A 14,851-nucleotide genomic window follows, 5' to 3' on the forward strand; every position below is an offset into this window, starting at 1 on the left:
GGTTAAGGCGATATGAACAGGCTCATTATAAAAGGCGGAAGGCTCATAGACCCGGCGGCCGGGATAGACGGCCTCTACAATATCTATGTCATGGGCGGAAGGGTCGCTTCGGTAAAGAAAGCCGAATCCGACACCTCAGAGGCAGGTCCGGGTGTGGAGGTAATTGACGCTACCGGGCTTGCGGTAGTCCCCGGCTTCATCGATGCGCACGCGCACCTGCGCGAGCCCGGTTTCGAGTACAAGGAGGACATACGCACAGGGACGCTCGCCGCGTCGGCGGGCGGATATACGGCCGTGATGTGCATGGCGAATACCAGGCCCGTAAACGACAACGAATCGGTAACGAGATATATCTTGAAGAAGGCCGAGGGCGCGAGCGCAAGGGTCTACCCGGTCGGAGCCCTGAGCGTGGGGCAGAAGGGTGAGCGCCTTACGGAAATGGCGGAGCTTAAGGCCGCCGGTTGCGCTGCCGTATCGGACGACGGGATGCCGGTCGTCCATAGCGCCCTCATGAGGCGGGCCCTTGAATACTCGCAGATATCGGGGATGCCCGTCATAAGCCATGCCGAGGAGCCTGGGCTTGTCGGCGCGGGTGTCATGAACGAGGGGCCTGTTGCGACAAGGCTCGGCCTGAGGGGAATCCCGAACGCGGCAGAGGACGTGATGGTTGCAAGGGACATACACCTTGCAGAGCTTACCGGAGGGAGGCTCCATATAGCCCATGTGAGCACCAGGGGGGCTGTCGAAGCAATAAGGGCGGCAAAGGCAAGGGGCGTGAAGGTCACAGCGGAAGCTACCCCGCACCACCTGGCCCTTACGGATGAGGTAGTAGCAGACTACGACACCAACGCCAAGATGAACCCGCCGCTACGCTCCCGCGAGGACGTCGAGGCATTGAGGGAGGGCCTCCGGGACGGCACCATAGACTGCGTAGCCACCGATCACGCCCCGCATTCGACTATTGAGAAAGACATAGAATTCGACAAGGCCTCAAACGGGATAATCGGCCTTGAGACGGCCTTTTCAGTCATATACGGCCTGGTTGAGGACGGGGCCCTGAGCCTCGTACAGGCTTTGGCCGCCATGTCCGCGAACCCGGCTAAGGCCTTTGGAGTCGAAGGCGGAAGGCTCACTGTCGGGAGTCCGGCTGATATGGCCATACTGGACCTCAGCGCCAAATGGAAGGTCGAGCCGGCCAGGCTCAAATCAAAATCAAAGAACACGCCCTGGGCCGGGAAAGAGCTCAAGGGTGTGGTGGTAAAGACGGTCCTTGCCGGGAATGTCGTCTATAGCAGGGAAGGATAGCCTGAGGATTCTTATTAAGTTTATTATATAACTTACTGGATTTAAATACTTATTGAGGTGATGAATTGAGAAAGGCTTATCTTGCGCTCGCCGACGGCACCGTTTTCGAGGGCTCGTCATTCGGCGCTGAGGGCGAGGCGACCGGCGAGGTCGTTTTCAATACCTCCCTTACAGGATACCAGGAGGTTTTGACCGACCCTTCCTACAAGGGGCAGATGGTCGTAATGACCTACCCCCAGCAGGGGAACTACGGCATAAACCCCGAGGACGTGGAGTCGGTCCGGCCCTGGGCAGAGGGCTTCATCGTAAAAGACCCCTGCCTCTATCCTTCGAGCTGGCGCTCCAGCGAAAGCCTCATGGGATACCTCATGAGGAACCGGATCGTCGGCATCTCGGGCATAGACACAAGGGCCCTTACCCGGATAATAAGGGACAAGGGCGCCATGCAGGGGGTCATCTCCACAAAGGACGGCGACCTCACCAGGCTTGTAAAGAAGGCGAGGGAGCTTCCGTCCCTTGCGGGGCAGGACCTCGTAAAGGAGGTCACCTGCCAGAAGCCGTATGAGTGGCTCGGCGGCCTTTGGGAGCTTGAAAAAGGCGGATACCCGGCAGTAGAAAAAGATGAAAAGAAGAGGTTCAGGGTAGTCGCCTTCGACTTTGGCATTAAGAAGAACATACTACGTAACCTTTATTCCGCCGGATGCGCCGTGACCGTCGTGCCCGCGTCCTTTCCCGCAGAGGACGCCTTGGCCATGGACCCGGACGGAATATTCCTCTCGAACGGCCCCGGCGACCCGGATGCAGTGACATACGCGAAAGAGACCGTCAGTAAGCTCATCGGCAAGAAGCCGGTCTTCGGCATCTGCCTCGGACACCAGATACTCTCCCTTGCCCTCGGCGGCAGCACCTATAAATTGAAGTTCGGCCACAGGGGAGGGAACCAGCCGGTCAAGGACCTTACCACCGGAAAGGTAGAGATAACATCCCAGAACCACGGCTTCGCGGTAGACCTCGATTCCTTGAAGGGCAAGGCCGAGCTTACGCACATAAACCTGAATGATAAAACATGCGAAGGGATTGCGCTTAAGGACAAACCCGTCTTCTCGGTCCAGTACCACCCGGAAGCTTCACCAGGTCCGCACGACTCGCAGTACCTCTTCAGGAGGTTCGTCGAGATGATGGAGCGCGCCTGACAAGCGAATTTTCTTTTTTTATTAACACTCGATATTCAATAGATTTAAGGAGACCGGTAATTGCCTAGAAGGACTGACATCAAAAAGATACTCATCATCGGCTCGGGCCCGATAGTAATCGGGCAGGCCTGCGAATTCGACTACTCAGGCACGCAGGCCTGCAAGGCCCTTAAGGAGGACGGCTACGAGGTGGTGCTCGTGAACTCCAACCCGGCCACCATCATGACAGACCCCACGCTCGCTGACAGGACCTACATAGAGCCCATCACCCCGGAGATGGTCGAAAAGATAATAGAGCGGGAGAGGCCGGACGCGCTCCTTCCGACCATGGGCGGCCAAACGGCATTGAACGTCTCGGTGAAGCTTGCCGAGAGCGGAGTCCTCGACAAGTACGGAGTCGAGATGATAGGGGCGAAGCTACCTGCCATCAAGAAGGCCGAGGACAGGGAGCTATTCAAGCAGGCCATGCAGAAGATAGGCCTTGAAGTGCCGAAGAGCGGGACGGCCAGGGATTTCCAGGAGGCGCTCGCCATAATGGAGGGCATGGACTTCCCGGCGATAATCCGGCCCTCTTTTACGCTCGGCGGCATGGGCGGCGGCATTGCCTATAACATGGAAGAGTACGAGAGCATGGCGAGGTTCGGGCTCGAGTGCAGCCCAGTCTCAGAGATACTCGTAGAGGAGTCGGTAATAGGCTGGAAGGAGTTCGAGCTCGAGGTGATGAGGGACTGTAACGACAACGTCGTCATCATCTGCTCGATAGAGAACTTCGACCCCATGGGCGTTCATACCGGCGACTCCATCACGGTCGCCCCGGCGCAGACCCTGACCGACAAGGAATACCAGGAATTGAGGGACGCGTCTTTAAAGATAATACGTGAGATAGGCGTCGACACCGGCGGGTCAAACATCCAGTTCTCGGTAAACCCGGAGAACGGAAAGATATACGTCATAGAGATGAACCCGAGGGTATCGAGGTCGTCGGCGCTTGCGAGCAAGGCAACGGGCTTCCCAATAGCAAAGATGGCCGCGAAGCTCGCGGTCGGCTACTCCCTCGACGAGATACCGAACGACATAACGAAGAAGACGCCTGCGTCCTTCGAGCCCACCATCGATTATGTCGTAGTCAAGATACCCCGGTTCGCCTTCGAGAAGTTCCAGAAGGCAGACCAGACGCTTACGACCCAGATGAAATCGGTCGGCGAGGCAATGGCAATGGGGAGGACCTTCAAGGAGGCGCTCCAGAAGGCGATGCGCTCCCTTGAGACCGGGAACCACGGCTTCGACAGGGTCGTCAGGAAGACACGGCCCGAGCCGGTCTTCAGGCCCACCGAAGCCGAGCTCGACTCCATAAAAGCCATGCTCAAGACCCCGAGGGCCGAGAGGCTATGGTACATAGGAGAGGCGCTTCGGGCCGGGCTGCACGTCGACGACATACACGCGCTAACCGGCATAGACAGGTGGTTCCTCAACAACATAAGGGAGATACTCGAGATCGAGGAAGGAGTTTTCTGGCAGGGCAAACAGGGCAGCCTGTCGAAGGAGATACTGAGGAAGGCGAAGGAAGCCGGGTTCTCCGACAGGATGCTTTCGTCCCTTTCCGGCATGGACGAGGCCGGGATACGGAAGGCGCTCAGGGAAGCGGGAGTCGAGCCGGTATTCAAGACCGTCGACACCTGCGCCGCCGAGTTCGAGGCATACACCCCCTATCTATACTCCTCCTACGAGCGGCCGTTCTTTAATATTTTATCGGGCACTGAGGAGAAGCTCGCCTGCGAAGCCGCCCCGACGGACAGGAAGAAGGTCATGATACTCGGGAGCGGGCCGAACAGGATAGGACAGGGCATAGAGTTCGACTACTGCTGCGTGCACGCGAGCTTCGCGCTACGCGAGGAGGGCATCGAGTCGATAATGGTCAACTGCAACCCCGAGACCGTCTCGACCGACTACGACACCTCTGACAGGCTCTACTTCGAGCCCTTGACATTCGAAGACGTCATGGCCATAGTCGAGAAGGAAAAGCCCATGGGCGTGATAGTCCAGCTCGGCGGGCAGACGCCCTTGAAGCTCTCCGTACCCCTTGAGAAGGCTGGCGTGAGGATCCTCGGCACCTCGTCGGATTCAATAGACATGGCCGAGGACAGGGAGCGATTCGACAAGCTCCTTGACAAGCTGGGCTTGAAGAGGCCCGCGAGCGGAATAGCCCGCTCCATAGACGAGGCTGTCTCTGTTGCTGGCGCGGTCGGCTACCCGGTGATGGTGAGGCCCTCTTACGTGTTGGGCGGCAGGGCCATGGAGACGGTCTACGACGAGATGAGCCTCATGGACTACATGTCGCGGGCCGTCGAGGCCTCCCCGGAGCACCCGGTATTGATAGACAGGTTCCTCCAGAACGCGGTCGAGGTGGACGTGGACTGCATAAGCGACGGAGAGACGGTCGTCGTCGCAGGCATAATGGAGCACATAGAGGAAGCGGGTGTGCATTCCGGCGACTCGGCCTGCTCCATCCCTCCGTATTCTCTCGGGGCAGACTTGCTGGATTCGATAAGGGAGCAGTCGGTCCGGCTCGCGAGGGAGCTTAAGGTCATCGGGCTCATGAACGTCCAGTACGCGGTGAAGGACGGGGAGATATATGTCCTGGAAGTAAACCCGAGGGCGTCGAGGACAATACCATTCGTCAGCAAGGCAATAGGCGTGCCGCTTGCGAAGCTCGCTACCAAGCTCATGGCCGGGAAGACGCTAAGGGAGCTCGGCTTTACCTCTGAGGTGCAGCCTTCCTATACTTCCGTAAAAGAGGCGGTCTTCCCATTCATAAAATTCCCGGGCGTTGACATACTCCTCGGCCCGGAGATGAAGTCAACGGGCGAGGTCATGGGCATCTCCCGCGACTTCGGCGGGGCGTTTGCAAAGGCCCAGATAGCGGCGGGGAACAGGCTGCCGCTATCCGGGACAGTCTTCATAAGCGTCCGCGACGCGGACAAGCCGGACATCGTCGGGGTGGCCCGGAGCCTGAAGGAATCGGGTTTCCACATAATCGCGACCGGGGGAACCGCCAGATTTCTCGCGGCACAAGGCGTTGAGGTCGAGCCGGTCCTGAAAGTCACGGAGGGCAGGCCCAATATAGTGGACCTCATAAAGAGCAGGAAGGTGGACATGGTCATAAACACCTCCTTCGGGGCAAAGAGCGTTGCCGATTCCTACTCCATAAGGAGGTCTTCTGTCGAGCTTGGGCTTCCGCACGTTACGACCGTCGCCGGCGCCAGGGCGGCCGCCCAGGGCATAAAGGCCATGCTCAAGGGAGGGCTTGAAGTGAAGCCGATTCAGGAGTATCATCATGAGCTTAAGCCTGCATTGAAGATAGCGACTCAAATCCCTGGTCCCGCCTGACGGCTGGTGAGATGCGAAGCATACTCAAATCCCTCGGCATAGTATATGGCGACATAGGCACCAGCCCCATATACACGATTACCGTAATCTTTCTCCTCCTTGAGCCGACCTACGATAACGTAAGGGGCGTCCTTTCGCTCATCGTCTGGACCCTCATAACGCTCGTGACCATACAATACGCTTGGCTCGCCACAAGTCTCGGCAAAAAAGGCGAAGGCGGCACGATAGTCCTTCGGGAGATACTTGTCTCCTACCTTAAGGGCGGGCGAAAGGTCGCGTTTATAAGCCTCCTTTCCTTTGTAGGCGTTTCGCTCCTTATAGGCGATGGCGTAATCACCCCTGCAATATCAATACTCAGCGCAGTAGAGGGTTCGGTCCTTATACCGGGTTTTGAGGACCTGAGTCAGACCCGGATCGTCATAATAGCGGGACTTATCGCGGTTCTTCTGTTTTATTTCCAGAAAAGGGGAACTGAAAAAGTGGCCTGGGCCTTTGGCCCGATAATGGTCATATGGTTCTTGTCTTTGGCGATTTCAGGAATTGCCGGGCTGGTGAACGCGCCGGAGGTCTTGCTGGGGGTAAATCCGTATTACGGCATAAGGTTCATGACGGATAACGGCCTCCTCGCGTTTTTTATTCTCTCGGAGGTGATACTCTGTGCTACAGGCGGAGAGGCCCTTTACGCCGACATGGGGCACCTGGGCAGGGCCCCGATAGTGAAGGGATGGTTTCTGGTCTTTATCATGCTCGTACTCAACTACATGGGGCAGGGCGCGTTCCTCCTGACCCATCCCGGTACCAAGAATGTGCTCTTCGAGATGGTTTTCAACCAGGCGCAGGTATTGTATATCCCCTTCCTACTACTCAGCATAGCCGCCACTATCATCGCCTCACAGGCCATGATAAGCGCCATGTTCTCGATAGTGTACCAGGGCATCACGACCCATGTCATGCCGCTCTTCAGGATCTCGTACACATCCGCTGAAATGAGGAGCCAGATATACATACCTTTCGTCAACTGGTTCCTGCTTGCGGCGGTCCTCTTCGTAATGTACATATTCCAGGAATCGCACAAGCTGGCGGCGGCTTACGGCCTCGCTGTCACCGGGACGATGCTCCTCACGGGCTTCATGATGACATGGATATTCCTCATAAGGAAAAAATACATCCTGGTCGGGATTTCGGTGCTTGTTACCTTGATCGACCTCGTCTATTTCCTCTCCAACACCTTCAAAATACCTCTCGGAGGCTACTGGTCCATCATTATCGCACTCCTGCCGTTCAGCCTTATCCTCATCTACACGAGGGGACAGAAGAGGCTATACAAGGCCATGAGGCCGCTTAACCTGGAGGCTTTTCTCATAGGATATAACCAGATATACAAAGCGCTTCCCAAGATAAGCGGCACGGCCCTCTTCTTCGCAAAGGAATCAAAGGTCATAGCGCCATATATCGTGCACACGATATTCAAGAACAACATCATATACGAGGACAACATACTCGTCTCGCTCATAAGGACCGAGAAGCCCTTCGGCGTGGAATATCAGTTCAAGGAAGACCTCGCACCCGGCCTCCGGGTCTTCGAGCTCAGGCTCGGCTACATGGAGGTGGTGGACGTGGAGTCCATATTGAAGGAGGCCGGCATAAACGAGAAGACCATCTTCTACGGCCTCGAGGAGATAACCACCTCCAATTTCATCTGGATGATATTCTCGGTAATAAAGAAGCTCACCCCGTCCTTCATCGTGTTCTATAAGCTCCCTGCCAACAAGCTCCACGGCGTCATAACCCGCGTAGAGATGTAAGGATGGAGAGGAGGCTCGCTGAAATCCTCGAAGCGGTCCTTAAGCCCCTGAGGTTCGCATCAAAGGACGAGTTCAGGCACCTTGGGACGCTCAAGTCGCTTGAGCCGCTCGTTGCCTCTCTCATAAAGGAAGCCCTTTCCCTAAAGAACCCGCCCTATGTCCTCGCCCGGCTTGAAGAGCTCACGTGTATCCTCGCCGGCTTCGATTCGCTCGGCGAATCCTCGAAGAGGGAAAAAGTACTCGCCGCCCTCGAACTGATTGGCTCGATAAGCAAGGAAGGGCCGGTGCAAGCTTTACCCGTATCTCCTCCGTTACCTCCGATAGATCCTGCCGAGGCCGAAAGAAGGCTTAAGGCGCTTAAGACCCCGATCTCTTTCGTGAAGGGCATAGGGCCGAAGCTCGCGGAGAGGCTCGCGAAGAAAGGACTTACGACCGTCGAGGACCTGCTCTATTTTCTTCCGTTGAGATACGAAGACAGGAGCCGCCTTAAGCGCATACGCGAGCTTACGCCGGGCCTGAGCGAAAGCACCACAGGAGAGGTGCTCGCCATAGGAGAGGCGCGCTACGGGAGAAGGCGCGTCCTCGAGATGGCCGTGGGGGACGGTAGCGACATACTGAAAGTCAAATGGTTCAATTTCGGCCCCCATATTAAAAAAAGGTTCAAGAACGGGCAGAAGCTCATCATCTTCGGGCAGGTCTCGATTTTCGGGGGCAGGAAGGAGATGGTGCACCCGGATATAGAGCTTGCCGATAAAGATGACGAGGCCGGGGCCGCGGCCTCGGCCTCGGATGGTATCGGCAGAATAGTACCAGTATACTCGCAGGTGGAAAACTTCCACCAGAAGACAATAAGGAAGATCGTCCTGTCGGTTGTGGATGACTACGGCGGAAAGGCCGTGGCCGGGGTGCCTTTCGGGATCTCGGAGAGGCACGGGCTAATGGACCTCGGGCCGGCCATGAGGGAGGCCCATTTGCCGTCAGGGACCGGCACTGCTATCCTGGCGAAAAAGAGCCTGTCGTTTGACGAGCTATTTCTGCTTGAGACCGGCCTTTCTCTCCGGAGGGCAAGCATCAAAAGGGAACGGGGCATATCGTTAAGGCCTGATGGCAGGCTTGAGAAGGGACTACGGAAGATACTCCCGTTCACGCTTACCGGCGCGCAGGAGAGGACGCTTTCGGAGATACGGAAGGACATGGCCGCTCCCCATCCCATGAACAGGCTCATCCAGGGCGACGTGGGCTCCGGGAAAACTGTCGTGAGCCTCATTGCCTCGCTCATGACCGCCGAGTGCGGGTTCCAGGCCGCGATAATGGCCCCGACCGAAATACTCGCGGAGCAGCATTATCTCTTTACGAAGAGGTTCGCGGAGCCGCTGGGCCTTAAGCCAGTCCTCCTTACCGGGAGCGCAAGAAAATCCGAAAGGAACAGGATGCTTCAGTCCGTGAGTGAGGGGGAGGCTCATCTGGTCATAGGCACTCATGCACTCATACAGAAGGACGTCAAGTTCAGGAAGCTCGGGTTGGCGGTCATAGACGAGCAGCACAGGTTCGGGGTCGTGCAAAGGGGGATTTTGAAGAAGAAAGGCTTCGGCGCAGGCGAAGGCGTCTCGCCCGATATCCTCATAATGACCGCCACACCAATCCCGAGGACCCTCTCCATGACGGTATTCGGGGACCTCGACGTATCGATAATTGACGAACTGCCGCCAGGGAGGAAGCCGGTCTATACGAAGGTGCTCAGGGAAAAGGAAAGGCAGAAAGCCTATGAAGCAATTCAGAGAGAGCTTGCTTCAGGAGGACAGGCGTATATCGTATACCCGCTCGTCGAGGAATCGAAGGAGCTGAGCCTCAGGGACGCGACCAACATGAGGGCGCATCTCGAAAAGGACATCTTCAGGGACCGTCGGGTTGGCCTCCTTCACGGCAGGCTCAAGGCCGAGGAGAAGGAATCGGTGATGCGGGACTTTAAGGAAAGGAAAATCGACATCCTCGTCTCGACTACCGTAATAGAGGTGGGGGTGGACGTGCCCAACGCCTCAGTCATGATCATAGAGCACGCCGAGAGGTTCGGCCTTGCCCAGCTCCATCAGCTCCGGGGAAGGGTGGGAAGGGGAGAGAGAAAGTCCTTCTGCCTTCTCATTGCAGGCTGGACTAACTCGGAGGACACCTATAAACGCCTCAAGGTCATGGAGGAGACGAACGACGGGTTCAAGATAGCGGAAGAGGACCTTAAGATCAGGGGGCCCGGGGACTTCCTCGGGACGCGGCAGGCGGGGCTGCCGGATTTCAGGACGGACGGCGCGCTTTCAGACCTTAAGCTCCTAAAGACGGCGAGGGAGGAGGCGATCGACTATTTGAAGAGGAACCCCGGCCTAAAGGGTCCCGAAGGAGAAGTGATAAGAAGGGTGCTCAAGGCCAGATGGCAGGACAGGCTCGAGCTCGCGGAGATAGGATAACATAGCTAGCGATCAAAGATTTGACACTCAACATGAGATTTATGCCTTAATTGATTGATTTGTGTATGTTATTTGGTCAAATCTCGCAGGGCACTCGTTTAGGCCGACTCCTTTTCTTCCCCGTAACGGGTGTTTTTTGCCTCGCGGAACGCCCGCCCGACCTCTTCCCTTTTCCCGTTGACAACGGGGTTCGCCTGATAGTAATCTTATAGATTCCTGATTATTTCATGACTGATACAACTCTAATATCCGGGAGCATGTGATGGCAGCAATAATACCGTTCAGGGGCGTACTCTACAGCCCTGCAAAAGTCGGGGATCTGAACAAGGTCATGGCCCCGCCCTATGACGTGATACCGCCAGCCAAGCAGGATGAGCTCTACGAGCGCCATCCGAACAACGTCATAAGGCTCATCTTCGGGAAGGTATTCCCTGAGGACAGGGAAGGGAGCGACAGGTACTCCCGCGCCGCGTCCGACTTTCAGAAATGGCTGAACGAAGGCGTTCTCGTCCAGGACGAGAGGCCCTGCATGTATTATTACACACAGACGTACTCGGAAAAGGACGGGACCAGAAAGACCAGGAAGGGATTTATAGCCCTTTCCAGGCTCATGGATTTCGGCAAGGGCATCCACCCCCACGAGAGGACGCTCTCGGGGCCGAAGGCCGACAGGCTGAGGCTCATGCAGGCTTCCGACGCCAACTTCTGCTCCATATTCTCCCTCTATTCAGACCCGACGCTCAAGGCGAACAAGCTCCTTGATGCTGCCGCCGCCGGAAGGAAGCCGGATATCGACGTCACTGACGACGACGGCACCGTCAACAGGGTGTGGAGGGTCGACGACCCTAAGGTCCTTAATACCATCACGGAGTCCATGAAGGAAAAGTCCCTCTTCATTGCCGACGGCCACCACAGGTATGAGACGGCCCTCAATTACAGGAACATGATGAGGGAAAAGGCCGGTAACTATACCGGGAACGAGCCCTATAATTACGTAATGATGTACTTCAGCAACATGGACGACGAGGGCATGACCATATGGCCCACGCACAGGGTCGTGCACAGCCTTGCCGATTTCAACCCGGACGGGTTCCTCTCAACGTGCGCCGAGTATTTCGATATTAGGGAGTTCCGCTACAATAATTCGGACGAGGCCGCGGTGCGGGAGAGCTTCCTTAAGGAGCTTAACTCGGCAGGGGAATCGACCGTTGCCCTCGGGCTCCACATACGCGCGCGGGACATATATTACCTCCTTAACATAAAGTCCCCGGACACTATGGACAGGGTCTTCGGCGGCGCCATACCGGAAGTTTTCAAGCGCCTCGACGTCACGGTCCTCCATTCGCTCATATTCGCCAAGATTCTCGGCATGACTCAGGAGGCGCAGGAGAAGCAGGAGAACCTCCTTTACGTGAAGAGCTATGGCGAGGCCATCGCAGCCTGCTCGAATGATAAGAACCAGCTCGTCTTCCTCCTGAACAATACCAAGATAGAGCAGGTGAAGGCGGTCGCCGAGGCCGGGTTCGTCATGCCGCAGAAATCGACCTACTTCTACCCGAAGCTCCTTTCAGGGCTGACCATAAACTTCCACGGTTCAAAGGCCGCTCTCAAGGCCTGAAGCCATTGGGAATACCACATATCTCTAAAGACGAAACGCTCGAAAGGCTCGGCCCGTACTTCTTCGTTCAGAGGAAGGCGGGCCAGAGACTTACGGGCGATTCGGTCGAGCTCGCCGAATTCGCAATACCCGCCCTCCATGAAGACGACAGTATAATCGACATCGGCACAGGGACCGGGGCCATCCCGCTTATACTTGCGTGGAAGTCCAGGGCCGGAAAGATAACCGGGGTCGAGATCGACGAGGAGGCGGCCGGGACCGCGATGAAGAACGTCGAGTCCAACGGGCTTGCCGGACGGGTCGATATAGTGAACCGGGATTTAAGGGAATTGAGGGAGGCCTACGACGAGGGCTCGTTCACTGCAGTCATAGGCAACCCGCCTTACGGCAAGACCGGCGCCGGGAGGATAAGCCCGAAAAGGGAGAGGGCCGCGGCAAGGGCCGAGGTCCACGGCGGCCTCTCCGACCTCATTTCAATCTCAGCATATCTCACCGGCCGCAAGGGCCGGGTCTTTTACGTCTTCCCTACGGCAAGGCTCCCGGAGATGCTTTCCGAGCTCGGCAAAGCCGGTTTCAGGCCCGCGCGCATGAGGTTCCTGGGCGGAAAACAGGGCCGCCCGCCGAAGCTCTTCCTCATAGAGGCGGGTAAGGAGGGCGGCATGGAAATTGAGCAGCCCTTGTGATTTGAAGAAAACCCTGAGAGCCCCCTATGCGCATCCCTTCCCTTTTTTCATCACTTTCTCTACTAGGGTCTTCAGCTTTTCATCCTTTATCGGGCAGGTCGTCTCCCTTATGAAGGACTCCTCTTCCGGGGTAAGATGCCTGGGCGGGAGTTCCGGCGCGGCGGCTGGTCTGCGGCTTTTTACCGCGCCGCTCCTGAAGGCGATGTCGGTTATTGAGCCGGGGCCGAGGGCCTCGTTAAGCCGGGAGATAATCGAGGCCTTCTGGTAATTGAGCTCGGTCATCCAGGGAGAGCTGTCGACCGAGCAGAAAAGGACCGTCCCTATGAGCCGCTCGGGGTTTGTCCTACGCGAAATGGCCTCTCCAACGCAGCCGTGCCAGAGCTTTTTTGCCCTGTACTCCATGAGCTTGGCTCCGAGGTTAAGGTGACCCAGGGTCGAGCCGAGCACCGAGCTTATGACTGAAGGCGAACTGCGGGCTGGGGACCTCCGTCGCTCTCTGCCGCGGCCGGCCATCTTAAGCGCCCTTTCGATTGAGCTTCCCGCCTATAAGCTGTCCGGCCACCGCGCCGATAATCATGAGCGGGATGAATTTGTAGCCGAGGCCTGCCATGGTCCTTAATAGAAATATGAAGGGGATCGGCAGGTGGATATAGAGGAACCACTTGACCGAGAACTTTTTCGTCTTGACCCTGAAATACCCGAAAGGGAGGTTCAGGACCAGGGCGGCCAGGGTCAAAAGCGTCAGCAGGACCATTAATTCCAGGGTCGTCATCCTCAGTAAAGTAACAGAATAATCTCCTGCGTGTCAACGGACTACTTGTTTATCCCTCTTTCCGGTTTTGCATCGAGATGGCCGTTTCCCTTTTTGAAAATACGCTCAGTCTCCAGTAAATGTATTGACATAAGAACGCCAAAACCTGTATATTATTAGAATTTGCGTCTTTCCAGGCGCACATTATCCGCTGTCCAGCCAGGCAGAAGCGGATTATAATATTTAAGGTATAATTGAACAAAGGGGACCTGCCGGGCTGTCCGGCGGCCTTTCTTTTTCAGGTAAATAGGCGATGTTCGAGTCACTTTCAGACAAGTTCAGGAAAATATTAAAGGATGTAAGGGGCCAGGGCACTCTGACGGAATCGAACGTCCAGGCCGTCCTTAAAGAGGTAAGGCTCGCCCTTCTGGAAGCCGACGTAAACTTCACGATCGTCAAGGATTTCGTGGCGGCCGTGAAGGAAAAAGCCATGGGCAAGGAGGTCCTCGAAAGCCTTTCCCCGGGCCAGCAGTTCACGAAGATAGTCTACGACGAGCTTGCGGCGCTCCTGGGCGGCGAGGACGCAGGGCTGGAATTGAAGGGCAGGCCCGCGGTCATAATGCTCGTGGGCCTTCAGGGCTCCGGAAAGACGACGACGACCGCGAAGCTAGCTCTTCACCTCAAGAAAAAGGGGAGGAACCCCTTTATCGTACCTGCGGACCTCTTCAGGCTCGCGGCGGTACTGCAGCTTAGGAAGCTCGCTTCCGAGATAAAAATAGACTGCTTCGACAGCGAATCCTACTCGTCTCCGGCCGACATATGCAGGGAGGCGCTCCGGATCGCCGGGCTCAAGGGATATGACATATTGCTCGTCGATACAGCCGGAAGGCTCCATATAGACGATACACTCATGACGGAGCTCAAGGCCATGAGGGAGATACTATCGCCAAGTGAGGTACTCTTCGTAGCCGACTCCATGACCGGACAGGACGCGGTCAATACGGCCAAGGGCTTCAACGAGTCCATAGGCATAACCGGCGTGATACTCACGAAGTTCGACGGAGACGCCAGGGGCGGCGCGGCCCTCTCCATGAGGGTCACGACGGGCCGTCCGATAAAGTTCATCGGCACGGGCGAGAAGACGGACGCACTGGAGGTATTCCATCCATCGAGGCTCGCGGGCAGGATCCTCGACATGGGCGACGTGCTTACGCTTATCGAGAAGGCCCAGGCCACCTTCGACGAGAAACAGGCGAAGGAGCTCGAGAAGAAGCTCAAGCGGGACGAGTTTACGCTCGAGGACTTCAAGGAGCAGCTCCAGCAGATCAAGAAGCTCGGCTCGCTCGATTCCATACTCTCGATGGTCCCGGGCTTCGACGCGATAAAGAAGTCGAAGGACATAAGCATAGACGAGAAGGAAATCGTCCGGATAGAGGCGATAATAAACTCCATGACAATGGGCGAAAGGTTCAATCCATCCATCCTTAACGCCAGCAGGCGCCAGAGGATAGCGAAGGGGAGCGGCACCAGGGTCCAGGAGGTCAATAAGCTCATAAACCAGTACGCGGACATGCGGAAGATGATGAAGAAATTGAAGAAGGCAGGCCCCAGGGGGCTTAAGGGCCTTTTCAACAGGATGATGTAAGCGTTTCT

At 56.6% G+C, this 14,851-nt stretch carries 10 protein-coding genes; 8 read left to right on the forward strand and 2 right to left on the reverse strand.

The annotated features are described in order from the left end of the window. Window positions 1-12 precede the first annotated feature (12 nt). The 7 genes from K8I01_01075 (at window position 13) to K8I01_01105 (ending at window position 12,447) form a co-directional block, all read left to right on the forward strand. The gene (locus tag K8I01_01075; protein MBZ0219015.1) at window positions 13-1,305 is read left to right on the forward strand and encodes a dihydroorotase; all 1,293 of its coding nucleotides are present in this window, start codon (window positions 13-15) and stop codon (window positions 1,303-1,305) included. Between the two features lie 65 nt (window positions 1,306-1,370). Next, entirely contained in the window at window positions 1,371-2,498 is a 1,128-nt protein-coding gene (gene carA, locus K8I01_01080; GenBank protein MBZ0219016.1) for a glutamine-hydrolyzing carbamoyl-phosphate synthase small subunit, read from the forward strand. Window positions 2,499-2,558: 60 nt separating this feature from the next. Further along, window positions 2,559-5,885 (forward strand): carbamoyl-phosphate synthase large subunit, encoded by a 3,327-nt coding sequence (gene carB, locus K8I01_01085; GenBank protein MBZ0219017.1) that lies wholly within the window; start codon window positions 2,559-2,561, stop codon window positions 5,883-5,885. 11 nt (window positions 5,886-5,896) lie between these two features. Beyond that, entirely contained in the window at window positions 5,897-7,690 is a 1,794-nt protein-coding gene (locus tag K8I01_01090) for a KUP/HAK/KT family potassium transporter (GenBank protein MBZ0219018.1), read from the forward strand. Window positions 7,691-7,692: 2 nt separating this feature from the next. Continuing rightward, a complete protein-coding gene (recG, locus tag K8I01_01095; protein MBZ0219019.1) occupies window positions 7,693-10,146 on the forward strand; it encodes an ATP-dependent DNA helicase RecG in 2,454 nt (817 codons plus the stop codon). A 262-nt stretch (window positions 10,147-10,408) separates the two neighbouring features. Continuing rightward, complete coding sequence (locus tag K8I01_01100) at window positions 10,409-11,764, forward strand: DUF1015 domain-containing protein (GenBank protein ID MBZ0219020.1); 1,356 nt, start codon at window positions 10,409-10,411, stop codon at window positions 11,762-11,764. Between the two features lie 5 nt (window positions 11,765-11,769). Continuing rightward, window positions 11,770-12,447 (forward strand): methyltransferase, encoded by a 678-nt coding sequence (locus K8I01_01105; protein MBZ0219021.1) that lies wholly within the window; start codon window positions 11,770-11,772, stop codon window positions 12,445-12,447. A gap of 24 nt (window positions 12,448-12,471) precedes the next feature. Here the strand turns inward: K8I01_01105 and K8I01_01110 are convergent, their stop codons facing one another. Then, entirely contained in the window at window positions 12,472-12,960 is a 489-nt protein-coding gene (locus tag K8I01_01110) for a DUF721 domain-containing protein (protein ID MBZ0219022.1), read from the reverse strand. Window position 12,961: 1 nt separating this feature from the next. After that, the gene (locus K8I01_01115) at window positions 12,962-13,201 is read right to left on the reverse strand and encodes a hypothetical protein (GenBank protein MBZ0219023.1); all 240 of its coding nucleotides are present in this window, start codon (window positions 13,199-13,201) and stop codon (window positions 12,962-12,964) included. Window positions 13,202-13,511: 310 nt separating this feature from the next. Here K8I01_01115 and ffh point away from each other — a divergent pair, with 310 nt between their 5' ends. After that, complete coding sequence (gene ffh, locus K8I01_01120) at window positions 13,512-14,843, forward strand: signal recognition particle protein (protein MBZ0219024.1); 1,332 nt, start codon at window positions 13,512-13,514, stop codon at window positions 14,841-14,843. Window positions 14,844-14,851: the final 8 nt, after the last annotated feature.

It is taken from the genome of Deltaproteobacteria bacterium (assembly GCA_019912665.1).
In the GTDB taxonomy this organism is placed as follows: Bacteria; Desulfobacterota; GWC2-55-46; order GWC2-55-46; family GWC2-55-46; genus UBA5799.

Excerpts from the sequence above, each read along its gene's own strand:
- K8I01_01075 (MBZ0219015.1), top strand. The coding sequence starts at position 13 with ATGAACAGGCTCATTATAAAAGGCGGAAGGCTCATAGACCCGGCGGCC.
- K8I01_01090 (MBZ0219018.1), top strand. The coding sequence starts at position 5,897 with ATGCGAAGCATACTCAAATCCCTCGGCATAGTATATGGCGACATAGGC.
- recG (MBZ0219019.1), top strand. The coding sequence starts at position 7,693 with ATGGAGAGGAGGCTCGCTGAAATCCTCGAAGCGGTCCTTAAGCCCCTG.
- K8I01_01100 (MBZ0219020.1), top strand. The coding sequence starts at position 10,409 with ATGGCAGCAATAATACCGTTCAGGGGCGTACTCTACAGCCCTGCAAAA.
- K8I01_01110 (MBZ0219022.1), bottom strand. The coding sequence starts at position 12,960 with ATGGCCGGCCGCGGCAGAGAGCGACGGAGGTCCCCAGCCCGCAGTTCG.
- K8I01_01115 (MBZ0219023.1), bottom strand. The coding sequence starts at position 13,201 with ATGGTCCTGCTGACGCTTTTGACCCTGGCCGCCCTGGTCCTGAACCTC.
- ffh (MBZ0219024.1), top strand. The coding sequence starts at position 13,512 with ATGTTCGAGTCACTTTCAGACAAGTTCAGGAAAATATTAAAGGATGTA.